General features: G+C 59.6%; 20 protein-coding genes and 1 pseudogene. 11 read left to right on the top strand and 10 right to left on the bottom strand.

The features are described from left to right. From RBH71_RS17625 to RBH71_RS17600, 6 genes and pseudogenes are all read left to right on the top strand, one after another. Positions 1–768 (top strand): hypothetical protein, encoded by a 768-nt coding sequence (locus tag RBH71_RS17625; protein ID WP_026330794.1) that lies wholly within the window; start codon positions 1–3, stop codon positions 766–768. A gap of 190 nt (positions 769–958) precedes the next feature. Next, positions 959–1,807 (top strand): YgfZ/GcvT domain-containing protein, encoded by an 849-nt coding sequence (locus RBH71_RS17620; protein ID WP_035251747.1) that lies wholly within the window; start codon positions 959–961, stop codon positions 1,805–1,807. 2 nt (positions 1,808–1,809) lie between these two features. Next, positions 1,810–2,445, top strand: a complete 636-nt coding sequence (locus RBH71_RS17615; RefSeq protein ID WP_003512289.1) for a YfbR-like 5'-deoxynucleotidase — start codon at positions 1,810–1,812, stop codon at positions 2,443–2,445. Further along, the gene (locus tag RBH71_RS17610; RefSeq protein ID WP_003512287.1) at positions 2,442–2,960 is read left to right on the top strand and encodes a tyrosine phosphatase family protein; all 519 of its coding nucleotides are present in this window, start codon (positions 2,442–2,444) and stop codon (positions 2,958–2,960) included. The genes RBH71_RS17615 and RBH71_RS17610 overlap by 4 nt, the downstream gene beginning before the upstream one ends. Positions 2,961–3,039: 79 nt before the next feature. Next, positions 3,040–3,862 (top strand): annotated as a pseudogene (locus RBH71_RS17605) (mechanosensitive ion channel family protein). Positions 3,863–4,062: 200 nt separating this feature from the next. Beyond that, entirely contained in the window at positions 4,063–4,746 is a 684-nt protein-coding gene (locus tag RBH71_RS17600) for a metal-binding protein ZinT (protein WP_003512283.1), read from the top strand. A 116-nt stretch (positions 4,747–4,862) separates the two neighbouring features. Here RBH71_RS17600 and RBH71_RS17595 read toward each other — a convergent pair whose 3' ends face one another. The 3 genes from RBH71_RS17595 to RBH71_RS17585 all read right to left on the bottom strand — a co-directional run bounded on the left by RBH71_RS17595 (position 4,863) and on the right by RBH71_RS17585 (position 7,598). Next, positions 4,863–5,681 carry an ABC transporter permease gene (locus RBH71_RS17595; RefSeq protein ID WP_003512280.1) on the bottom strand — a complete coding sequence of 273 codons (819 nt, stop codon included), beginning with the start codon at positions 5,679–5,681 and terminating at the stop codon, positions 4,863–4,865. Beyond that, positions 5,678–6,466, bottom strand: coding sequence for an ABC transporter ATP-binding protein (locus RBH71_RS17590; RefSeq protein WP_003512279.1), 789 nt, complete (start codon positions 6,464–6,466; stop codon positions 5,678–5,680). Before RBH71_RS17590 ends, RBH71_RS17595 begins: the two co-directional genes overlap by 4 nt. Positions 6,467–6,554: 88 nt before the next feature. After that, positions 6,555–7,598, bottom strand: coding sequence for an ABC transporter substrate-binding protein (locus RBH71_RS17585; protein WP_323687430.1), 1,044 nt, complete (start codon positions 7,596–7,598; stop codon positions 6,555–6,557). A 292-nt stretch (positions 7,599–7,890) separates the two neighbouring features. Here RBH71_RS17585 and RBH71_RS17580 point away from each other — a divergent pair, with 292 nt between their 5' ends. The 4 genes from RBH71_RS17580 (at position 7,891) to RBH71_RS17565 (ending at position 13,951) form a co-directional block, all read left to right on the top strand. Continuing rightward, complete coding sequence (locus RBH71_RS17580) at positions 7,891–9,444, top strand: VOC family protein (protein ID WP_003512263.1); 1,554 nt, start codon at positions 7,891–7,893, stop codon at positions 9,442–9,444. A gap of 241 nt (positions 9,445–9,685) precedes the next feature. Continuing rightward, complete coding sequence (locus RBH71_RS17575) at positions 9,686–12,457, top strand: DUF2339 domain-containing protein (RefSeq protein WP_003512261.1); 2,772 nt, start codon at positions 9,686–9,688, stop codon at positions 12,455–12,457. Continuing rightward, positions 12,454–13,098: an HD domain-containing protein gene (locus tag RBH71_RS17570; protein ID WP_003512260.1), complete on the top strand. Its 645-nt coding sequence runs from the start codon at positions 12,454–12,456 to the stop codon at positions 13,096–13,098. The genes RBH71_RS17575 and RBH71_RS17570 overlap by 4 nt, the downstream gene beginning before the upstream one ends. A 10-nt stretch (positions 13,099–13,108) precedes the next feature. Beyond that, complete coding sequence (locus RBH71_RS17565) at positions 13,109–13,951, top strand: MOSC domain-containing protein (protein ID WP_323687429.1); 843 nt, start codon at positions 13,109–13,111, stop codon at positions 13,949–13,951. A 31-nt stretch (positions 13,952–13,982) separates the two neighbouring features. On the opposite strand, the gene RBH71_RS17560 is transcribed toward RBH71_RS17565, so the two are convergent. Then, positions 13,983–14,717: a class I SAM-dependent methyltransferase gene (locus RBH71_RS17560; protein ID WP_003512256.1), complete on the bottom strand. Its 735-nt coding sequence runs from the start codon at positions 14,715–14,717 to the stop codon at positions 13,983–13,985. A 176-nt stretch (positions 14,718–14,893) separates the two neighbouring features. Here RBH71_RS17560 and RBH71_RS17555 point away from each other — a divergent pair, with 176 nt between their 5' ends. Next, complete coding sequence (locus RBH71_RS17555) at positions 14,894–16,108, top strand: MFS transporter (RefSeq protein WP_003512255.1); 1,215 nt, start codon at positions 14,894–14,896, stop codon at positions 16,106–16,108. Positions 16,109–16,110: 2 nt separating this feature from the next. On the opposite strand, the gene recO is transcribed toward RBH71_RS17555, so the two are convergent. From recO to lepB, 6 genes are all read right to left on the bottom strand, one after another. Then, positions 16,111–16,875, bottom strand: a complete 765-nt coding sequence (gene recO / locus RBH71_RS17550) for a DNA repair protein RecO (RefSeq protein ID WP_003512253.1) — start codon at positions 16,873–16,875, stop codon at positions 16,111–16,113. 56 nt (positions 16,876–16,931) lie between these two features. Continuing rightward, complete coding sequence (locus RBH71_RS17545) at positions 16,932–17,309, bottom strand: response regulator (protein ID WP_025592901.1); 378 nt, start codon at positions 17,307–17,309, stop codon at positions 16,932–16,934. A gap of 136 nt (positions 17,310–17,445) precedes the next feature. Further along, entirely contained in the window at positions 17,446–18,198 is a 753-nt protein-coding gene (locus tag RBH71_RS17540; protein ID WP_003512249.1) for a Crp/Fnr family transcriptional regulator, read from the bottom strand. Between the two features lie 181 nt (positions 18,199–18,379). Further along, the gene (gene era / locus RBH71_RS17535) at positions 18,380–19,330 is read right to left on the bottom strand and encodes a GTPase Era (RefSeq protein WP_013635798.1); all 951 of its coding nucleotides are present in this window, start codon (positions 19,328–19,330) and stop codon (positions 18,380–18,382) included. 83 nt (positions 19,331–19,413) lie between these two features. Next, positions 19,414–20,127: a ribonuclease III gene (gene rnc / locus RBH71_RS17530; RefSeq protein WP_003512245.1), complete on the bottom strand. Its 714-nt coding sequence runs from the start codon at positions 20,125–20,127 to the stop codon at positions 19,414–19,416. Then, entirely contained in the window at positions 20,124–20,870 is a 747-nt protein-coding gene (gene lepB, locus RBH71_RS17525) for a signal peptidase I (protein WP_003512243.1), read from the bottom strand. The genes rnc and lepB overlap by 4 nt, the downstream gene beginning before the upstream one ends. Between the last annotated feature and the right edge of the window lie 12 nt (positions 20,871–20,882).

Raw genomic sequence — 20,882 nt, 5'->3', positions numbered from 1 at the left:
ATGTCTTGCCTGAGCAAGGGGCTTTTGCGCTCTTCCGCCATGCTGTCCATCTTGGCTGCCTTGACCGCCGGGTCCATTGGTTTGCCCAGCCGCGCCTTTGCGCTTTCCGAGCTGAAACCCGCACAAAATACCGAAGGCGAGCCGCAAGCCCAAAGTGGCGAACAGCCGCAACGGCCCCAGGCTCCTGAGCCCGACGAGATCGAAGGTGATTCGGACGGCATTCCACTGCCCGACCCTCTGGTCGACCGTTCCGCCGGTCAATCGACCCAGCAACCCGCCAAGCCGGGCAACACGCCGGAAATGTCGGTCGTTATCGAGCATGATATTTCAAAGGCGCCGGAAGCTGTGCGCAAGCTTCGCCAGCAGATCATCGACGCCGCTTCTTCGGGCGATATCGAAAAACTGCGGCCTTTCATCGCCGCCAGCGACAAGCAGTTCCGTATCGACGGCAATGACAGCGACGACCCGATCGCAGCGCTGAAAAGCTATTCCGGCGACCCCGACGGTCTGGAAGTGCTGGCGATCATCATCGATCTGCTTTCCACGGGTTATGCCCATGTCGACGCCGGCACCCCGGATGAAGCCTATGTTTTCCCCTATTTCTCCGGAAAGCCGCTCAATACGCTGACCGCGCCGGAAAAGGTCGAGCTGCTGCGCATCATCACGGCGGGCGATCTGGCTGATATGCAGGAATACGGTAATTACAGCTTTTACCGCATCGGCATTTCGCCCGATGGCAAGTGGAAGTTCTTCACCGCCGGCGATTGATCGCGCGGCGGTGCTTGCCGTTCTTTTGCAAAAATCCTAACTGTGCGGCATGAGCAATTCAGCAGAAGCGCGTCGCGGTTCTGCAAGTGGAACTGCGCGAAAACAAAAAGAGAGCATTTCTGCAGATTGCCTCGGGCAGCCCTCAGCGACCCTAGCCGGAAATGCTTTCGATGAACCGAACGGTGATGCCATGCCTTCCGCCTTTCTTGCCGACCGCCGCCTGATCAGAGTTTCCGGCACGGGTGCCGAAGAGTTTCTGAACAATCTGATCACGGCCGATGTTGAAAACCTGCCGCAAGGCGAGGCGCGCGCCTCGGCACTTCTGACGCCGCAGGGCAAGATCCTGTTCGATTTCCTGATCACGCGCGATGGGCCGGATTATCTGATCGAATCGGGCGCTGCCGAACAGGATGCGCTGCTGCGCCGCCTGACCATGTACAAGCTGCGCGCGCCCGTTGATCTCAAGGCCGAACCGATAGAAGGCGTAAGCGTTTTCTGGAGCGAAAGTGTGCCGGAGGCGGACGCGAAGGACGGCCGTTTCGCCAAGGCCGGCATCAATCTGTTCCGCGTGCCGGGTGCTTCGGCCTCGGGCGACATAACGGCATATGATGCCCTGCGCATTGAGTACGGAATTGCCGAATCCGGCCGGGATTACGCGTTGCAGGATGCTTTTCCGCATGATGTGCTGATGGATGTGAATGACGGCGTCTCGTTCAAGAAGGGTTGCTTCGTCGGTCAGGAAGTCGTCTCGCGCATGAAACATCGCGGCACGGCAAGACGGCGGGTCGTCACCGTTTCGGCTGAAAGCGCGCTTCCCGCAACCGGAACAGAAATCACCGCCAATGGAAAACCGGTCGGGGCGCTTGGAACCGTTTGCGGCAACACGGGACTTGCCATCGTGCGGACAGACCGCGTTGCCGATGCGCTCGCCTCCGCCACGCCGCTCATTGCCGAGAATGTTCCCGTGACTGTGGCCTTGCCGGCCTGGAGCGGCATCTCCTTCCCCGTCGTCGATCCTGCGGTACAGGCGGAGGAATAGGCGTGGCGCCCGCTAAAAGTCCGCGCGCCTGGCAGCGCATGCTTTCTGGACGGCGGCTCGACCTGCTCGACCCCTCACCGCTCGACGTAGAAATCGCCGATATCGCCCATGGTCTTGCCCGCGTCGCCCGCTGGAATGGCCAGACGCGCGGCGATCATGCCTTCTCCGTCGCCCAGCATAGCCTCATCGTCGAAAACATTTTCTGCCGCATATGTGCGAATGCGACGCCCGACGATATGCAGATGGCGCTTTTGCACGACGCCCCGGAATATGTCATCGGCGACATGATATCGCCGTTCAAATCAGTGGTCGGCGGCGGTTATAAAACCGTGGAGAAAAGGCTGGAAGCGGCCGTGCATCTGCGCTTTGGCCTGCCGCCGCATGCCTCGCGCGAACTGAAAGACCGCATCAAGAAAGCCGATACGGTTGCCGCCTTTTTCGAGGCGACGGAGCTTGCCGGTTTTTCCATTGCCGAGGCACAGAAATTCTTCGGCCTGCCGCGCGGCATCACCCGCGATATGTTCGACATTATCCCGCTTCCCTCGACCGAGGCGCAGAAGCGGTTCGTTGAACGCTTCGAGGCGATCGAGGCGATGCGCGTGGTCAAAACCGGCAACGCGGCTGGAGGGGTTAAATGACTTCCATCGTCGTATCGCCGTTGTCGCGGATCGCGGAAATGGCCGTGAAGCACAAAGCCCGTGAAATGGTGACGCTGATCGCAAAGGAGCAGACCTTTCACCGCCCGGCGGTGATCTCAGCCCAAAGGCACCTGACCCTTGCGATGAATGACATCAGCTTCAAGGGCACCGGCGATCTCATCGCGCCTGACGATGCGCATGTGCTGCGGCTGATCGATTTCGCCCGCGAATGGGACCAGTCCGCACCGCTTCTCATCCATTGCTGGATGGGCGTGTCGCGCTCTCCTGCCGCAGCCGTCATTGCAGCACTCAGCCTTTATCCGGATCAGGACGAGATGGCGCTTGCGCTCAGCCTGCGCACCGCATCACCCTATGCCACCCCCAATGCCCGCATCATCGCAATCGGGGACCGGTTGCTTGGGCGGGATGGCAAGCTGGTGGCGGCAATCAAGACGATCGGCAGGGGCGCGGATACGGACGGCAACGTACCCTTCGTGCTGCCTCTCTCCAACTGACGGCTCCGTTTTTGGCGGAACCCCTGCGGCATCCAGTCGTTACCAAAGTAGAACAGCAATAAGAATCACGGGATAATTCATGGAACAACAGGCAACGGATATCATCGTCGCATCGCAGGCAGCGGTACGGCAGGCGAGCACGCTGGCGGTGCAATATTCCTTTTCGATCATCGGTGCGCTGCTGCTTCTGATCATCGGCTGGCTGGCCGCGACTTTCCTGCAGCGCTGGGCTTTTCAGGGCCTGTCCCGCATCCGCGGCTTCGATGCGACGCTTGCCGGTTTCTTCGCAGGTGCCATCCGTTACGTGGTGCTTATTCTGGTGCTGGTCATGGTGCTTGGCCAGTTTGGCGTACAGACGGCCTCCATTCTTGCGGCACTCGGCGCTGCCGGCCTCGCCATCGGTCTGGCGCTTCAGGGCACATTGCAGAACATCGCCGCCGGCATCATGCTTCTGGTGCTGCGTCCCTTCCGGGTTGGCGAATATATCGAGACTGGCGCCGTGAGCGGCACGGTGATCGAAATCGGCCTGTTTGCGACCGAGCTTAAAACCAGCGATGGGCTTTACCGCCTTGCGCCAAATTCCACCCTGTGGAACGTGCCAATCACCAATTACAGCCGCTTTCCCTCACGCCGACACGAATTGAGCCTGACGGTTAAGAGCGACGAGGATCTGGCTGCGGCGCAGGACATGCTGATGCGTGTGGTGCGCTCGGAAAGCCGGGTACTGCTGGCCCCCGCCCCCGTTACCTTCGTCGATCTCGGTCAGCGCCGACAGCGCCACCGTGAAATTGCGATACTGGGCGCGTAGCGACAATTACTTCGCAACCACGCGTGACGTGACGAAGGCAATGAAGCTCGCTTTCGATGAGCGCAAGGCGGAATTAACCGCACAAACCGCGTGAATTGGGAGCGTCCCAGCCGCTCCCTTCTCCATGCAACTTTTTCCCATATGAAAGCCGGCCCTGAGCCGGCTTTCACCATTTTTCGCGCAAGGGTGGCGGCGGGCGCTCTTGCGTCTGGCAAAGGACGTGTTTATACGACCTATGCGTAATGTTATTACATAACTTACCCTTCGATTTATAACCACATAAGGGCCAGAAGAATGCAAAAAACCATCACCCGCGTCACCGGCGCGCTTGCAATCGGTTCCATGCTGCTGATGACAGCCCCGGCACTGGCGGCCGGAAAAGACAAGACGTCCACCGCGCATAGTCACAGCCACGACCACAGCCATGGCCAGACCGAAGCCGAGAACCAGATCTACAAGGGTTACTTCGAGGATGCGCAGGTGAAGCCGCGAATGCTTTCAGACTGGGAAGGTGACTGGCAGTCAGTCTATCCCTATCTGCTGAACGGTTCTCTCGATGGGATCATGGCGGAGAAGGCAGCCCACGGCGACAAGACAGCAGCCGAATATCGTGCCTATTACGAAATTGGCTACAAAACGGATGTCAATCGCATCACCATCAAGGGCGACAACGTGGCGTTTTATAAGGAAGGCAAACCAACGCAAGGCACTTATGTCAGCGACGGCCAGGAAATCCTGACCTACAAGAAGGGTAATCGCGGCGTGCGGTACATCTTCAAAAAGACCGGCGGCGATGCGGACGCACCGCAATTCATTCAGTTCAGCGATCACACCATCGCGCCTAAAAAAGCCGGCCATTATCACCTCTACTGGGGCAATGACCGCAAGGCACTTTTGGACGAGGTGACCAATTGGCCAACCTATTACCCGTTCCAGATGGATGGCCCTGAGATCGTCGAGGAAATGGCGGCGCATTAAGACCGCACTCTTCCTGGTTTTCCGCAGCCTGTGGTCAAACCTTGAATTGTCACGATTTCGCCTTCCCCCAGTGGGGAGAAGGCAACCAATGCGAGTTGATACGGCTCTTTCCCCGCTCACTGCCCCATGGTCGAGCGATGCGCCCAGCCGGTCATGCGCTTTTCGAGCCAGGCCATGATCGCATACATGACGATACCTTCCACGGCGAGCATCAACAGACCGGCAAAGACCAGTGGCACGTTGAACTGGCTTTGCGCCGAACTCATCATATTACCGAGGCCATAATTGGAGGCGACGGTTTCCGATACGACCGAGCCGACGAAGGCGAGCGTGATGGCGATTTTCAGCGAGCCGAAGAAGTAAGGCATGGAGCGCGGAATGCCGACCTTCAGCATGATATCCATCTTCCTGGCGCCAAGTGCGCGCAGCACGTCCTCCGTTTCCGGCTCGATGGTGGCCAGACCGGTCGCGACGTTGACGACGATGGGGAAGAAGGAAATCAGGAACGCAGTCAGAACCGCAGGAACAGTGCCGATGCCGAACCAGATGACGAGGATCGGCACCAGCGCCACTTTGGGGATGGCGTTAAAACCGATCATCAGCGGATAAAGCCCGGCATAGATGGTTTTCGACCAGCCGATAAAGAGGCCGATGGCGAGACCCGCCGCGACGGCGATCGCAAAACCGAGCGTGGTGGTATAGAGCGTCTGAAGTGAGTTCTTCCAGATCGGCGACCAATATTGCACGATGGCCTGCCCCACACGCACGGGCGACGGCAGAATGGTTGGCGGCATTTTCAGCGCATAGACCAGCAGCTCCCACATTGCAAACAGCGCCAGCGTATAGAGCCAGGGGGCGGCCTTCACCCAGTTGACCCGGGCGATCAGCGGTTTCGACGGCGCGGTTGCCATGCTGCTTTCCACAAACGCACTCATGCCGCCACCCTCGCCTGCGCTATCTCGCCATGCAGTTCCTGCACCATGTCGTTGAAACCCTTGTCATACATGATATCCAGCTGGCGCGGTCGCGCAAAAGGCACGCGGTGTTCCGCCAGCACGCGGCCCGGCCTTGCACTCATCACGAAAATCTTGTCAGCGAGAAAGGTCGCTTCGCGCAGATCGTGTGTCACCAGAATGATGGTGACCCGCTGCGCCGTATGCAGATCGCGGATGACGCACCACAGTTCCTCACGGGTAAAGGCGTCGAGCGCGCCGAAGGGCTCATCCAGCATGAGAAGGTCCGGCTCGTGGATCAATGCGCGGCAGAGATTGGCGCGCTGCTGCATGCCGCCGGAAAGCTGCCAGGGGAATTTCGAGCCGAAGCCTTTGAGGCCGACGATTTCCAGCAGGCGTTCGGCTTTGGCGACATATTCGGCCTTATGCGCGCGCAGACGCCGGCGGTGTTTCTCGACGATCTCCAGCGGCAGCAGGATATTTTCGAGCGTCGTGCGCCAGGGCAGCATCGTCGGGTTCTGAAACGCCATGCCGACAATGGACACCGGTTCCGTGACCTGCCGACCGGCAACGATGACATTGCCCTTTTGCGGAATGTGCAGCCCCGTTACCAGCTTCATCAGGGTCGACTTGCCGCAGCCCGACGGGCCGACGACAGCAGCGAATTCCCCCTTGTCGACCGTCAGGTTGAGGCCGGATACAGCCAGCGTTCCGGCTGCCCCGCCGTAACGCATGTCGACATTGTCTATTTCCACGAGATGTGACATCGCAGTCCCCTTTTCAGCCCCCCATGCTATTTAAAAATTGCAAACCGCCCGGACCGGCAAGCGATCCGGGCGGTCGCCGTGACATCAATCAGGGAAGCATGCGCTCTTCCTTGGGCGGCAGGTAAGCCGCGTCGAAGACCTGCTCTGCCTTGACGTTGCCTTTCAGACCCATGGAAACTTTCAGGGTCTCGAGGGAGGCAGCAAGCCGGGCCGGATCGACGCCGCCCATGCCATTTTCCACCACATAGGGCGTCTTGATGTTCATGCTGTTGGCCATGTTGAGGCGTTCCAGCTCAATCGCGCTGTCGAGCGTCTCGTTACGCTTGAGCACGGCCGCCACACCCTCTTCAGGGGCCTTGACGGAATCGGCGAAGCCCTTGGCCAACGCCTTGAGGAAACCCTTGACGGCATCAGGGTTTTTCTCAGTAAAATCAGTGTTTACCAGCACGGCATTGCCATAAAGATTCAAGCCATGCTCGGCCATCAGGATGGTCGAGATATCGTCATCGGCAATGCCCTGTTTTTTCAGGTTGAGGATCACCGAAAAGGCAAAGCCGAAGACGCCGTCGACATCACCCTTGGCGAGCATCGGCTCACGCACCGGAAAGCCGATCGATCCGATCTTGATTTTGCTGTCGTCCAGCCCCGCGACCTGCTTGAAGGCTGGCCATTGCGCAAAAGCGCCATCCGGCGGCGGTGCGCCGAGTTTCTTGCCTTCCAGCGACTTCGGGTCGCCAGTCACACCAAGCGACTTGCGGCCCACGACGGCAAATGTCGGGCGTTCATAGACCATATAAACGGCCTTGACCTTCTGGCTCGGATCCTCATCGAGGAACTTGATCACCGAATTGATGTCGCCGAAACCCATCTGGTAAGCGCCGGTTGCCACGCGCGGAATGGCCTCCACCGAGCCGTTGCCGCTGTCGATCGTCACGTCGAGGCCTTCGGCCTTGAAGTATCCCTTGTCCAGCGCCAGCAGGAAACCTGCTGCAGGTCCCTCGAATTTCCAGTCGAGCGTGAATTTTACCGGCGTTTCGGCATGGGCGCTCGTTACCGGCAGCGACAGCCCGGCAGCGGCACCGACTGCAGCAATGGCCAGAGCTCTCGACAACAACCTACGCGTTAATATCATCTGTTCCCCCTGATGGTTATGGTTGGATTGGTTGCATAAGACCCAATTCCAGCCATCAAGGCAAGATAAAATTGCATACAAAATAGCCGTTATTTTGTATGCTTATTTTAAAGGCATTCATGGTCAACCGGCAGGCAAAAAGCCCGATTTTTGCCCATCCCGCATGCAACGAAGCGACAGCAATATCGTTCACGCAGCGAACACAGCGTTCTCACTTGCCGGGGTTGCGGATCAGGCGCAGCGTGGGACAAATAGGGCCACAAACAGCAGGCAAAACGGCGGGGACGGCACGATGAATTCTGCACTGGGCATACACCACATCACGATGATCACCCGGAAGGTGCAGGCGAATGTCGATTTTTACGCCGGCTTTCTGGGCTTAAGGCTCGTCAAACGCACTGCCGGTTTCGAAGATGCCATGCAGCTTCACCTGCTTTACGGCGACGGAAACGCCTCGCCCGGCTCGCTTTTGACCTTCCTCGTCTGGGAAGACGGTGGGCAGGGCCGCGTGGGTTATGGCCAGACGCTGGAAGTTTCACTGGCGATCGACCCTGCCAGCATTGGTTTCTGGCTGACGCGCGCGCTGAAATTCGGCATCCGCGCGGAGGGCCCATCCGACGAATTCGGAACCCCTGTCATCCGGTTGAAAGACCCTGACGGCCTGATCGTCAAGCTGGTCGGCACGAACGCCTTCGCCGATGCCACGCCGCATGTGACAAACGACATCCCCGCAGAAGACGCCATTCGCCGGATTTATGGCGCAACGATGCTGAGCGAGGTGCCGGAAGAAACCGTGGCGTTCCTCACAAGATATTTCGGCTACCGGCAGGAAAGCCAGACGGGCGCGATCCGCCGGCTCGTATCGCAAAGCGGCGACATCATCGACGTGCGCGACGCGACCGGCTTCTGGTCCAGCGCCCCGGGCACCGGCACTGTTGACCACATCGCTTTCCGCGCGAAGGATCTGGAAGAGTTGAACGCGGTTCTGGCCGAGCTGAAATCGCTGAATTCCAGCACCACGAATGCCCACGACCGGAAATATTTCCACTCGCTTTATGTCCGCGAACCGGGCGGCGTGCTGATTGAAATGGCGACCGACGCTCCCGGCATGACCGTGGACGAAACGCTGGAGGCACTCGGCGAAAATTTGTTTATCCCGCCACTCTTCATGAAGGACGAAGCGGATGTGCGCGTTGCGCTGCCGCAATTTTCGATGCCGGGCGAAGAACGTATCGTCTATCGCGACCTGCCCTTCGTGCACCGCTTCTATACGCCCGAGAAGCCGGATGGCAGCACCATCATCCTGCTGCACGGTTCCGGCGGCAGTGAAACCAGCCTGATGCCGCTGGCGCACCGGGCTGCTCCGGGCGCCACGCTTCTCGGTGTCCGTGGCCGCAGCACGGAGGAAGACATCGCCCGCTGGTTCCGGCGTCTGCCCGATTTCAGCTTCGACCAGAAGGATATCGTCTCGGAAGCGGAAGCCTTTGCCGCGTTCATTGACGGCGCCATTCGGTCCTATGGTCTGGATCGTTCGAAGCTGCGCTTCATCGGCCATTCCAACGGCGCAAATTTCTATGCGGCCTTTGCTGCACTCTACCCGGAGCTTGCCGGGGATGCGCTGCTTTACCGCCCGTTGCCGATTCTCGATAGATGGCCGGAAAGTGATCTTACCGGACGCAACTTCCTGCTCGTAGCCGGAGAACGCGACAAATATCGCGACAGAGCGGCAGATGTGCAAGGCAGGCTTGTGGCCGGCGGCGCGCGGGCAGAAGTGCAAATGATCGATGACGGTCACGATCTTGGGTTTGCCGATATCGAAGCGGCACGGCACTGGCTTGCGACGTGACATCTGACGATACTGCGTTGCCTCGTGGTTTGTTCTCCCCCGCCGGGCAGAAAGCCACGGCAGCGGTATAAGGGGCAAAGGCCGTGAGATTGGGCAACGTTTTCCCCTCATCCGACCCTTCGGGACACCGTCTCCCCGGCGGGGAGAAGAAACAAACGACAACCTCCCGCATCCCTCAACCAAGCCTTGCATAAATTCGCCAAAACGGCTTTAAAAACAGCTTAGTAATTGGAGAGTCTGTTTGGAAATCCCGTTTCTCATCCTCGCCGTCATCGCAGCCTTCATCTATACGCTGGTCGCAAGCATCCGCAATTCAAGCCGCATCAAGTCGCTGGAGCGTGAGCTTAACGGCCTGAAGCGGCTGATGGCCACCGGGGCGGCCTCTCCTCTTGCCGCACAGGCGGAGGCGGATGCAGCCGCGGAAAACCCGGATTTCAGGGCGGAAGAAGAAAACCGGGCTTTGCCGGAAGAAGAGTTCGTCGAAACGGAATATCCGTCCGAAACCGAAGTGGCCGCGGCCATGGCGCCGGCGGAGAACCTTGCCAGCGCGGAAGAGACAAGTGCGCTTTCCACTGAGGCCGCATCCGCGTCAGCCCCGAAGGAAAGCTTCGAAAGTCTGCTGGGCGCACGCTGGGCAGTGTGGGCAGGTGGGCTGGCGCTGGCGCTCGGCGGCATTTTCCTGATCAAATATTCGATCGAGTCTGGGCTCCTGAGCCCGGCCGTGCGGCTTTCGCTCGCCGCCATTTTCGGCCTCGGTCTTGGGCTTGCCGGCGAGGCGATCCGCCGCAAGGCCGTGCCGGGCATCGCTACGACCTATTCCAACGCCATGATACCGGGCGTGCTGACGGCCGCCGGCGCATTGACGCTGTTCGGCGTGGTTTATGCGGCCTACGGCATTTACGACTACATAAGCCCCACCACCGCTTTCATCCTGCTCGGGCTTGTCGCCTTCGCCACTATTGGCCTTTCACTTCTGCATGGGCAGGCGCTCGCCGGTCTTGGCCTTTTGGGCTCTATGCTGACGCCTGCGCTGATCGCCACCGAAACGCCTGATGTATGGGCGCTGTTCATCTTCCTGACGATCTCCTGGCTCGCGACAGCTGCTGCCGCGCGCAGGCAGCGCTGGACCGTGGCTCCCTCGCTTGCCAATGCCGGTCTCGGCCTCTGGGCGCTCGGCTATATCGCCATCGCCGACACGATCAGTGCCGCACCTCCGGTCCTTGCGCTGCTCGTCATGCTTGCGGGTACGATCTTCCTCTGGCCCGGACGCTATTTCGACGCAGCACCTGCCGAAACGGGAGAAACCGTAACTTCCGGGCGGCGCGCCGTTCGCGCCATGCGGCTTTTGCTGCGCCCGTCGCTTGCCATCAATCTCACCGTCTCAATGGCCGTGATCCTGCCGGCATTCAGCTTTCTCGTCATCGGCGCCGGCATCGACCTTCATCCGGCCGTGATTGTCTCAGCGCTCATCGCAGGGCTGGCTGCCCTTGGTGCTTCCCGTCGCAACGCGGTCTGGCCCGCCATTATCGCAGCACTTGGTGCGCAGGCTGCGGTCTCGGTGATGTCTCGCTCCGGGCTCGATTTCATTGGCATCATCAACGATACCTCGATTGCGCTGCCGCCGGTGCGAACCGGCTACATGGCTGAAATCGCCATGGCGCTTGGTCTTGGCGCCATTCTTTTGCTCTGCGGTTTTTCCTTCCTTAAACGCAAGGGCGCGGACGATCCGGATTTCGCCCAGCTCTGGGCGGGGATTGCAGCTCTCTTCCCGGTCTGGCTCGGAACCGCGAGCTTCGTCGAATATGGAAATCTCGGTCGTGACTGGCTGCATGCAGCCTATGGCCTCGGCCTCGGTTTCCTGCTGATCGCCGCTGCCGAATGGCTGCACCGACAAAACAACGAGGCCTATCGCAAGCCGCTCAACATCCTCGTGCTCGGCTCCTTTGCCGCATTCGCGCTAAGCCTGCACACGCTGACTGAGGGGCTTACGACAACCATACTGCTTTCCGTCATCGGTTTCGGTTATGTGCTGGCAACCCGACAGCGCAACTGGGATGTGCTGCCCTGGGTCATGGCGATTGCAAGCGTCGCCGTTCTCGGCCGCATCGCTTGGGAGCCGACCATCGTCGGGCCGCAAAATCTTGGGCTCACGCCGGTCTTCAACGCGCTTCTGCCGGGTTACGGCATTCCGGCGCTGCTCGCTATCGTCTCCGCCTGGATGCTGCGCGACTGGCCGGGCTTCCGGGCAAAGAACTTCCTGCAGGCCATCGCCAGCCTGATGGGCCTGCTGGCGGTCGCAATCCTCATCCGCCATGCGATGAATGGCGGCACACTGGACGAAAGCGTGCCGACGCTTGGCGAACAGTCGATCTATACGCTGCTGACCATCGGTTTTTCAGGCGTACTGATGACGCTCGATTTGAAGAGCCCCAGCCCCGTCTTCCGTTACGGCTCGATGATTGCAGGCGTTATCGCCGTCATCAACGTGCTGGTGATGCATTTCTTTACGCTGAACCCCTATTTCACCGGCGAAAATACTGGCCGCATCCCGTTCCTCAACCTGCTGCTGATCGGTTACCTGCTGCCGGCGCTTGCCTATGGCGGCCTTGCCTATTACGCACGCGGCAAGCGGCCTGCGGCCTATGTCAGCCTGCTGGCCGTGGCGGGTGCCGCACTTGGCTTTGCCTGGGCCACGCTTTCGGTCCGCCGCTTCTGGCAGGGTGAAAACATTGCCAACTGGAAAGGCTTCCTGCAGGGCGAGACCTACAGCTACTCGGTGGTCTGGCTGTTGATCGGCGTATTGCTGCTCATCGTCGGTTCGCGCTTCAATGCCCGCAGCCTGCGTCTGGCATCCGCCGCCTTCGTGCTGATCTCCGTCGCCAAGGCATTCCTGATCGACATGAGCAATCTTGAGGGCGTTCTGCGGGCGCTGTCCTTCATCGGGCTTGGCGCCGTGCTGATCGGTATCGGTCTGTTCTATCAGAAAATCCTCACCCGGCAGCCGAAGACATGATCCCGGCTGAGGCTTTTGCGCCCTATGAGGCGCTTGCGCAGGACCTTATCCCGCATGCCGCCGATGCGGGCGACGGCTCGCACGATCTTGCCCATATCCACCGCGTCTTCCGCAACGCCATGCGCATCCATGCGGGCGAAGGCGGCGATGGCACGGTGCTTGCGGCCAGCGTGCTTTTGCACGATTGCGTGGCGGTGGAGAAGAACTCGCCGCTTCGCGCGCAGGCCTCACGCCTTGCGGCGGAAAAAGCCTCCGGCATTCTGGCCGGGCTTGGCTGGCGTCAGGCCGATATTGACGCCGCCGCGCATGCCATCACCACACATAGTTTTTCCGCCAATATCGAGCCGCAGACGCTGGAGGCAAAGATCCTTCAGGATGCCGACCGGCTGGACGCCATCGGCATGGTGGGAGCGGCGCGCTGCTTTTACATTGCCGGACGCATGGGCTCGGCGCTTTACGACCCGGCCGATCCGCTGGCCAAGGACCGTCCGCTTGATGATCGCGCCTTTGCCATCGACCATTTCGAAACCAAGCTGTTCAAGCTTGCGGATGGTTTCCGCACCGAAACCGGGCGAGAACTGGCAAAGGCCCGCCATGAGCGGCTGAAACAGGTGCTGGGCCTGTTTCTCGACGAAATCTGAGGAGACCTGAATGCGTGTGACCGAACTCAACATCTACCCGCTGAAAAGCGCGCGCGGCATAGTCCTCTCGAAAAGTGATGTTTCGGCGGAAGGCCTGCCCGGCGACCGGCGCGCCATGCTGACCGACCCCTCGGGCAACTTCATCACCCAGCGCGAATTGCCTGATATTGCCACGGTTCTGGCACAGCACGCGGATGGCGGCATGGTGCTTTCGCGGGAAGCAGGTGGCAAGATTTTCGCCAGGCCTTCCGGGCAGCGCATGGATGTGGCCGTGTGGAAATCGATCGTCAGCGCCAATATCGCCGATAGCGAAACCAACGACACATTGTCTGAGTGGCTTGGGCGCGAGGTGAAGCTGGTGTTCTTCGACGACATCGCAAAACGCATCGCGAGCCTCGAATGGACCGGCAACGAAACGCCCGTCACCTTTGCGGACGGTTACCAGATACTCGTCACCACCACCGCTTCACTTGCAGCCCTTAACGACAATATGCGTGCAAATGGCGAGGACGCCGTCGGCATGGAGCGGTTCCGGCCCAATATCGTGCTGGAAACGGACGAGCCGTGGGCGGAGGATCGCTGGGCGGCGATCGAGATCGGCGGCATTCGTTTCGACCTCGTCAAGCCCTGCGCCCGCTGCATCATGACGACACAGGACCAGATCACCGGCTCGCGCGATGTACCTTCCCCCATGAAGGCCATGGGCCGCATCCGCATGTCCGGCGACCGGCGCGTGCCCGGCCCGCTCTTCGGCTGGAATGTCACACCGCGCGGCAAAGGCAGGCTAGCTGTTGGCGATGTGGCAAAGGTAGTCGAGGAACGGCCGGACGGCTGGGCGATCAAGAGGCGTTAAGCTGTCGGGCGATGCATCTCACGATCTCGTATCAAGGCTTCTTCGCACCGACGATCAGGAAAATCGGACGGCGGTCTTCGTGTTTCATCTCCGGCCGCTCCGCCAGCAGGGCGGGATCGGGCCTCGGTTCCGCGAGCCGCGTGATCGCAAAGCCTGAAGTCAGCAGGGCGTTGAGAATGCCTGACACCGTGCGGTGATATTTGACGACATCATCCGCCATCCAGTTGGAATGGCGCACGCCCTCGTTCTGATAGTTATCGAGCGGCCAGTGCAGTATTTCGCCATCTTCGCCGTAGAACCAGTCCTGTTTGTCCAGCGCCGTGAACACGGGGTGCTCGATGGAAAAGACAAAGTCACCGCCGGATTTCAACACGGAGAAAACTCTCGCGAATGCCGCATCGAGGTCGCGGACGTAGTGCAGAGCGAGTGAGCTCAGTACCAGATCGAAGCTTTCCGGCGCAAAATCGATGTCCTCGATCGCGGCGCGGCGATATTCGATGCCGGGGCCGCCGTTTATCTCGGCGGCGCGGCGCAGCATATTTTCCGACAGATCGACCCCGACGACATGCGCCGCGCCCTGCTCTACGGCATGGCGGCAATGCCAGCCAAAACCGCAACCGAGATCAAGAACTGTCTTGTCTTTCAGCGTTGGCAACATGGCGCGCAGCTCATGCCATTCGCCCGCCTGACGCAGACCCTCCAGAGAGCGTGGCATGGCGCTGTAGCGCTCGAAAAACTGCGGGTCGTCGTAAATATTCTGCTTCATCGTTGCCTCACCTTGCCCGATGGCATTTCACCTGAGTGTCTCATCAATCGCACGAATAGTGCCGTCAAGAAAAGTTGCTAGTGGGGCAGCCTTGCAAAAGATAATATTCCTCTCATCAAAGGGGAATTTTGCGGCACAGCGTCCCACGGGGCGAGGTGCTGCATCGGGAGAGTTTCATGTCGCAAGCCACACGCCAAACCATGCCCTGGGCGATCATCGTCGCCGGGTCGCTGATCGCGGTCATGACCTTCGGGCCACGCTCGGCGATGGGCTTTTTCCAGCTACCCATGCTGGCCGATACCGGCTGGGACCGCTCCACCTTCGGACTTGCCATGGCGTTTCAGAACCTGTTCTGGGGTCTAGGCCAGCCATTCTTCGGCGCCATCGCCGATAAATTCGGCACCGGCCGTGTGCTCGTGCTTTCCGGCTTTCTCTATGCGGCTGGCCTCATCTGCATGTCCTTCGGCACGTCGCCCTTCTGGCTGCATTTCGGTGGTGGCGTGCTTGTCGGGCTTGGCATTGCCGCTGGTTCATTCAGCGTCATTCTTTCGGCCTTCGCGCGGCATGTTACGCCGCAGCAACGCTCGCTTGCCTTCGGCATCGGCACCGCGGCGGGATCGGCGGGCATGTTCCTGTTTGCGCCAATCAGCCAGGGCCTGATTTCCACCTATGGCTGGTCGGACAGTCTCGTTTGGCTTGCCGTGATGATGATGCTGGTGCCACTGCTGGCCTATCCGATGCGCGGCAATTCCTCGTCCGGCAGCCAGTCGCAGACGCAATTCAAGCAGACGGCAGGCGAGGCGCTGAGAGAAGCGCTCGGCCACAAGAGCTATCTGCTTTTGACCACCGGCTTTTTCGTCTGCGGTTTTCAGGTGGCCTTCATCACCGCGCATTTTCCGGCCTATCTCGGCGATATCGGCATCGAACCCCGCTATGCGGTCATCGCCATGGCGCTGATCGGCTTCTTTAACATCATCGGATCGCTTGCCGCCGGCGTCATTGCCCAGCGTTACTCGAAACCCTATCTGCTGGCCTATATCTATATCGCCCGCTCAATCGCCGTTACAGCTTTCCTGCTTCTGCCGCAAACGCCGCTTTCGGTCATCATCTTCGCGGCCGTGATGGGCATCCTGTGGCTTTCCACAGTGCCGCCGACCAATGCGTTGGTGGCGATCATGTTCGGCACGCGCCATCTCGGGATGCTGGGTGGCGTCGTATTCCTGTCGCATCAGATCGGCTCGTTCCTCGGTGTCTGGCTCGGCGGCTTCCTTTACGACAAGCTCGGCTCCTACGATCTCGTCTGGTGGCTCGGCGTCGGCATGGGGATTTTTGCGGCCATCGTGCATTGGCCTATTCAGGAACGACCCGCACCTCGTCCAGCAATGGCCTGAGGCTATACCGCCTTATCGAGCGCAGGCAGCACCGCCTTGCGCTCCAGTGCCTTCAACGCCGCCTGCACGAAACCGTCGCGGGCGGCGTTTTCATTGAGGCCGCGTGGATCATAGACATGGCGGTGGAGAAAATGGCCGGTCAGGCGAAAGGCTGCCGCGAGGCTGTCGCGGTCGGCCGCCTTCGACTGACCTTCGCTCAGGAAAGCGGGAAGCGAAAGCATACGCGCCGCATAGGGCGCGCCCGCCGTACTACAGACCGCCCTGCCCGTTTTGGGCGATACATAGATGAGATCGGTGCGCAGGCCCGTTGCCGCGCATTCCGTGAGATCGAGACCGAAACCAAGATCGTTCAGCACCGCCAGCTCGAACCGTACGAACAATTCGCCAGCATCGACCGGATCATGGAGATTGTCGAGAATGACGTCGAGCGCCTGATAGAGATGCGGATGCGGGTCACGCTCCGGCAGAAGCCGCAGCAGCGCGCCCATGGCCTGCACGCCATACACGGCGGTTGCCGTTTCCATCAATTGCGCTGCCCGCAACTGCAAAGGCTCAATGCGGAATTCGCCGAGATGGTCGTCAAGCCGCGCCCGCCAGATCACATCCACCCGGTTTCCCGCCTGCAGCACCGGCTGCATGCTGCGGGAGCGCCCGCCGCGCACCATCCCCAGATGGCGGCCGCGCAAACGGGTCATCACCTCGGCGATGACGCTGGTCTCGCCATGACGCTTTACGCCGAGAATGATTGCCTCGTCCTGCCACTGCATGAAATCTGTCCGAATTCCGATTCAAGCCCGATCATAACCGATCTGACGGCGAAACGTTATTCTTTTACGGTGTCGCGCGCCGCAGCAACGAGCGTCGTCACGAAATCGGCGATTTCGTTTTCACCGAAAGGCTTGCCCAGCAGGGGCGCATGCACGAGATCTTCGGGGAAACCACTCGTGTCGCCATAACCGCTGACGAAACCGAAGGGAATTCCGTGATCGCGCAGGTGGCGGGCAAAATCGTAACTCTTGCCGTCGGAAAGGCTGACGTCGAGAAGCACGCAATCGGCGCCATCCCGCCCTAATGCGTCCTGTGCCTGCGCAAGTGTCGTCGCAATCGTGATGGTTTCAACGCCGATGGACTGGAGAACCGCCTCGACGTCAAGCGCCACCAGATATTCATCTTCAACGATGATGCAGCGTTGTGGCACCATGTTTCTTCTTCTTTCAACGTGAAGGGAACCAGACGGATTTGCGCCGCTGTCGCCAATGTGATTTTCAAGCGCCATGTCGACAGAGTTCGCAAATTACGGACCCAACGTCATTTAAAAAAGACATGTCGAAAAAAGATCAGATGAAGGGTCTTGGCCGCTTTTCATCGTTTTGCCAACCGGCAACATGGCTCAGTCCGGCATCGTCCAGCACCAGACAGCCCTTGTCCGTCCAGCGAATCAGACCGCGATCGACAAGCTTTCTCAAGGTCTTGTTGGTGTGGACGATGGAGAGGCCGAGCGTATCGGCAACGTGCTGCTGGGTTACCGGGATCGGCGTTTCACCCTGCACGAGATTAACCGCCTTTGCCTTGCTGTAAAGGAACGCGATGAGGTAGGCAGCACGCTCGATTGCTGTGCGTCGGCCGATGCTGAGCAAGTGGTTGTCGAGCATGCGCTCCTCGCTTGCTGCAATCCACGTCAGGTCATAGGCAAGGGTCGGATGATCGGTGAAGAGGTTGTTGAGTCGCGAGCGCTCGAAGACACACAGTGTCACCGGCGACAGCGCCTCCACCGAATGCTGCATTTCCCCCATGACCGTGCCCTGCAGGCCGACTAGATCGCCTGGCATGACATAATTGAGGATCTGCCGCCTGCCGTCTTCCAGTGTTTTATAACGGAAAGCCCAGCCTTGAAGGACAGTGTAGAGATGGGCGCTGTGCGACCCTTCCATCAAAATGACGGAACCGCTTTCGACCGCCAGTTCCCCTGTCTTGAAACGGGAGACGAAATCCAGTTCGGAAGAGGAAAAGTCCCTGAAATGCGGCAGGTCGCGCAAGGGACAGTGCTGACACGGGGTGGTGGAAATTCCGTTCGGTTTTTTTGGCGACATGAATATCCATCATCGAAAAAAGGTTGCGCCCAATCGTTTTGGAACAACCCACCCGAATGCATTCGGTTCCCGATAAAAGGTTGAAGATATTCAGAATGTTCGTTGTGTGCCGTTCCGTTTCCGGCCGGCACATCCACATTCCTGTGCCTGTCACAGGAATGTGGGAGGAACCGGATGTGCCTTATCCCCGCGGAAATTCCAGGCCCATTTCGCGGAAACGTTCGGGGTCGTCGCCCCAGTTTTCGCGAACCTTGACGAACAGGAAGAGGTGGACCGGCTGTTCGAGGATTTCAGACAGTTCCTTGCGCGAGGCGGTGGAGATCGCCTTGATCGCGTCGCCGTTCTTGCCGAGAGCGATCTTCTTCTGGCTGTCGCGCTCGACATAGATCACCTGCTCGATGCGCACGGAGCCGTCCTTGCGCTCTTCCCACTTCTCCGTCTCGACATGCGAGGCGTAGGGAAGCTCCTGATGCAGACGCAGGAACAGCTTCTCGCGGGTGATTTCGGCGGCGAGCTGGCGCATCGGCAGATCGGAAATCTGGTCTTCCGGATAATACCACGGACCTTCCGGCAGGGTATCGACCAGATAATCCATCAGGTCTTCGCAGCCCGAACCGTTGGTGGCCGAAATCATGAAGGTCCGGTCGAAGGTCACGTGCTCATTGGCGGCGGCAGCAAGCTTCAGCAGGTCTTCGCGCTTCACCTGGTCGATCTTGTTGAGGCAGAGGATTTTCTTCTGCGGAACATCCTTCAGCCCCTCGAGAATCGCTTCCGCGTCACCCTTCAGGCCGCGTTCGCTGTCGATCAGCAGCAGGATGAGATCCGCATCCTTCGCTCCGCCCCAGGCCGAGGTGACCATGGCGCGGTCGAGCCTGCGGCGCGGCTTGAAGATGCCGGGCGTGTCCATGAAAACAATCTGCGCATTTTTGTGAATGGCGATGCCGCGCATCACCGCGCGCGTCGTCTGTACCTTGTGGCTGACGATCGAAACTTTTGCACCCACCAACCTGTTGACCAGCGTCGACTTGCCGGCATTGGTCGGGCCGATGAGGGCCACGAAGCCGGAGCGGGTCGGAAGGGCGATGTCTTCGCCGGCAACGGCGGGGTTTTCGTGATCGGTCATGATATCCATTCAAGGTCTGAGGTATTCAACATGCGGCCATAAGGCTCGCCATGCGCTCGATTTTAGCGCCACTATCTTTCGGGCGCTCAGTTCTAGGTGGAGCTTTTCTGCCAGACGCCTTCGCGTTCCAGCAATCTGGTTGCTGCCACCTGTTCGGCTGCGCGCTTGGAACGCTCGACGCCGGTTTCCGGCTTTACGCCGGGAATTTCCACCGTCACGGTGAAGCTGGGATCGTGATCCGGTCCGGAGCGATCGTCAACCCGATAAGCGGGCGTAACCGCAAATCTGGCATGCGCCCATTCCTGCAATTCAGTCTTGGCATCGCGCCGTCCGGCATCCACGCGCGTTGCGCGGCCCTGCCAGTATTTCAGAATGAACTTGCGGGATGCCTCCAGACCACCATCCAGATAGAGAGTGGCGATCAGGCTTTCGACCACATCGGCGCGCACGTTCAGCATCGCCTTGCCGGTCAGCTTCTTCACATCCGATCCGGTGCGAATGAAATTATGCAGGCCCATTTCGTCGCCGATAGCGGCGCAGGATTCGGCGCTGACAAGCTGGTTGAGGCGAACAGAAAGCTCACCTTCGCTGGCGTTGCGGAAGGTGGAGAACAACAGCTCGGCAACACAAAGGCCGAGAACGCGGTCGCCCAAAAACTCCAGCCGCTCGTAATTGCCCGCCGCAGCGGAACGGGCACTCGCATGGGTCAAGGCCCGGTCGAGCCGGGCCTTTTCCTTGAATTCATATCCGATCAACGCTTCGAGACGGGAAATCTCCGCAATCGACAGCGGCTTGGTCTTGCTCATCCCACAACCTTGAAGAGACGGTCCCAGCGCATGTTGGACGGCCAGTCCCAAATGCGGCTGAACGGCGTGTCATTGCCCAGCGAGAAGAAGATGACGCTGGCGCGGCCGATCAGGTTTTCTTCCGGCACGAAACCGACATCGAAACGGCTGTCGAGCGAGTTGTCGCGATTATCGCCCATCATGAAATAATGGCCTTCCGGCACCAGGAATTCGCGAGTGTTGTCGCCGCGCGAATCGGGCGACTGGTCGAGCGTGTCGAAGGTGACGCCATTATCGAGCGTTTCGCGGAACACCGGTACATTGGCGCCCGGATCGGCACGGTAATCGGAGGTGAAGGTGCCATCAGGCTGCTTCGGAACCGGCTGGCCGTTGATGAACAGCACGCCGTTCGTCACCTGGATGCGGTCACCGGGCAAGCCGACAAGACGCTTGATGTAATCGACTTCAGGATTGGGCGGCAGGCGGAAGACCACGACATCGCCACGCTTGGGCTTGCTGAATTCGAGGATACGGCCGGAAAACAGGTTCGGCGAAAAGGGCAGCGAATATTTCGAATAGCCGTAGGAGAACTTGTTGACGAAAAGATAGTCGCCTACCAGCAGCGTCGGCATCATCGAACCTGAAGGGATCGTGAAGGGCTGAAACAGCACGGTGCGGATGACCATGGCCAGCAGCAGCGCCTGAATGATGACCTTGACGTTTTCCCAGAGGGCGTTCTGCTTCTTTTCAGCTTTTTCGGACACTTAAAGACCTGC

It is taken from the genome of Rhizobium sp. AN68, assembly GCF_030758035.1.
Taxonomy (GTDB): domain Bacteria; phylum Pseudomonadota; class Alphaproteobacteria; order Rhizobiales; family Rhizobiaceae; genus Agrobacterium; species Agrobacterium tumefaciens.
The sequence above is the reverse complement of the archived record's forward strand: the minus strand, read 5'-3'. Positions and strand labels throughout refer to the sequence as shown.

Excerpts from the sequence above, each read along its gene's own strand:
- RBH71_RS17625 (WP_026330794.1), top strand. The coding sequence starts at position 1 with ATGTCTTGCCTGAGCAAGGGGCTTTTGCGCTCTTCCGCCATGCTGTCC.
- RBH71_RS17620 (WP_035251747.1), top strand. The coding sequence starts at position 959 with ATGCCTTCCGCCTTTCTTGCCGACCGCCGCCTGATCAGAGTTTCCGGC.
- RBH71_RS17610 (WP_003512287.1), top strand. The coding sequence starts at position 2,442 with ATGACTTCCATCGTCGTATCGCCGTTGTCGCGGATCGCGGAAATGGCC.
- RBH71_RS17600 (WP_003512283.1), top strand. The coding sequence starts at position 4,063 with ATGCAAAAAACCATCACCCGCGTCACCGGCGCGCTTGCAATCGGTTCC.
- RBH71_RS17595 (WP_003512280.1), bottom strand. The coding sequence starts at position 5,681 with ATGAGTGCGTTTGTGGAAAGCAGCATGGCAACCGCGCCGTCGAAACCG.
- RBH71_RS17590 (WP_003512279.1), bottom strand. The coding sequence starts at position 6,466 with ATGTCACATCTCGTGGAAATAGACAATGTCGACATGCGTTACGGCGGG.
- RBH71_RS17585 (WP_323687430.1), bottom strand. The coding sequence starts at position 7,598 with ATGATATTAACGCGTAGGTTGTTGTCGAGAGCTCTGGCCATTGCTGCA.
- RBH71_RS17580 (WP_003512263.1), top strand. The coding sequence starts at position 7,891 with ATGAATTCTGCACTGGGCATACACCACATCACGATGATCACCCGGAAG.
- RBH71_RS17570 (WP_003512260.1), top strand. The coding sequence starts at position 12,454 with ATGATCCCGGCTGAGGCTTTTGCGCCCTATGAGGCGCTTGCGCAGGAC.
- RBH71_RS17565 (WP_323687429.1), top strand. The coding sequence starts at position 13,109 with ATGCGTGTGACCGAACTCAACATCTACCCGCTGAAAAGCGCGCGCGGC.
- RBH71_RS17560 (WP_003512256.1), bottom strand. The coding sequence starts at position 14,717 with ATGAAGCAGAATATTTACGACGACCCGCAGTTTTTCGAGCGCTACAGC.
- RBH71_RS17555 (WP_003512255.1), top strand. The coding sequence starts at position 14,894 with ATGTCGCAAGCCACACGCCAAACCATGCCCTGGGCGATCATCGTCGCC.
- recO (WP_003512253.1), bottom strand. The coding sequence starts at position 16,875 with ATGCAGTGGCAGGACGAGGCAATCATTCTCGGCGTAAAGCGTCATGGC.
- RBH71_RS17545 (WP_025592901.1), bottom strand. The coding sequence starts at position 17,309 with ATGGTGCCACAACGCTGCATCATCGTTGAAGATGAATATCTGGTGGCG.
- RBH71_RS17540 (WP_003512249.1), bottom strand. The coding sequence starts at position 18,198 with ATGTCGCCAAAAAAACCGAACGGAATTTCCACCACCCCGTGTCAGCAC.
- era (WP_013635798.1), bottom strand. The coding sequence starts at position 19,330 with ATGGATATCATGACCGATCACGAAAACCCCGCCGTTGCCGGCGAAGAC.
- rnc (WP_003512245.1), bottom strand. The coding sequence starts at position 20,127 with ATGAGCAAGACCAAGCCGCTGTCGATTGCGGAGATTTCCCGTCTCGAA.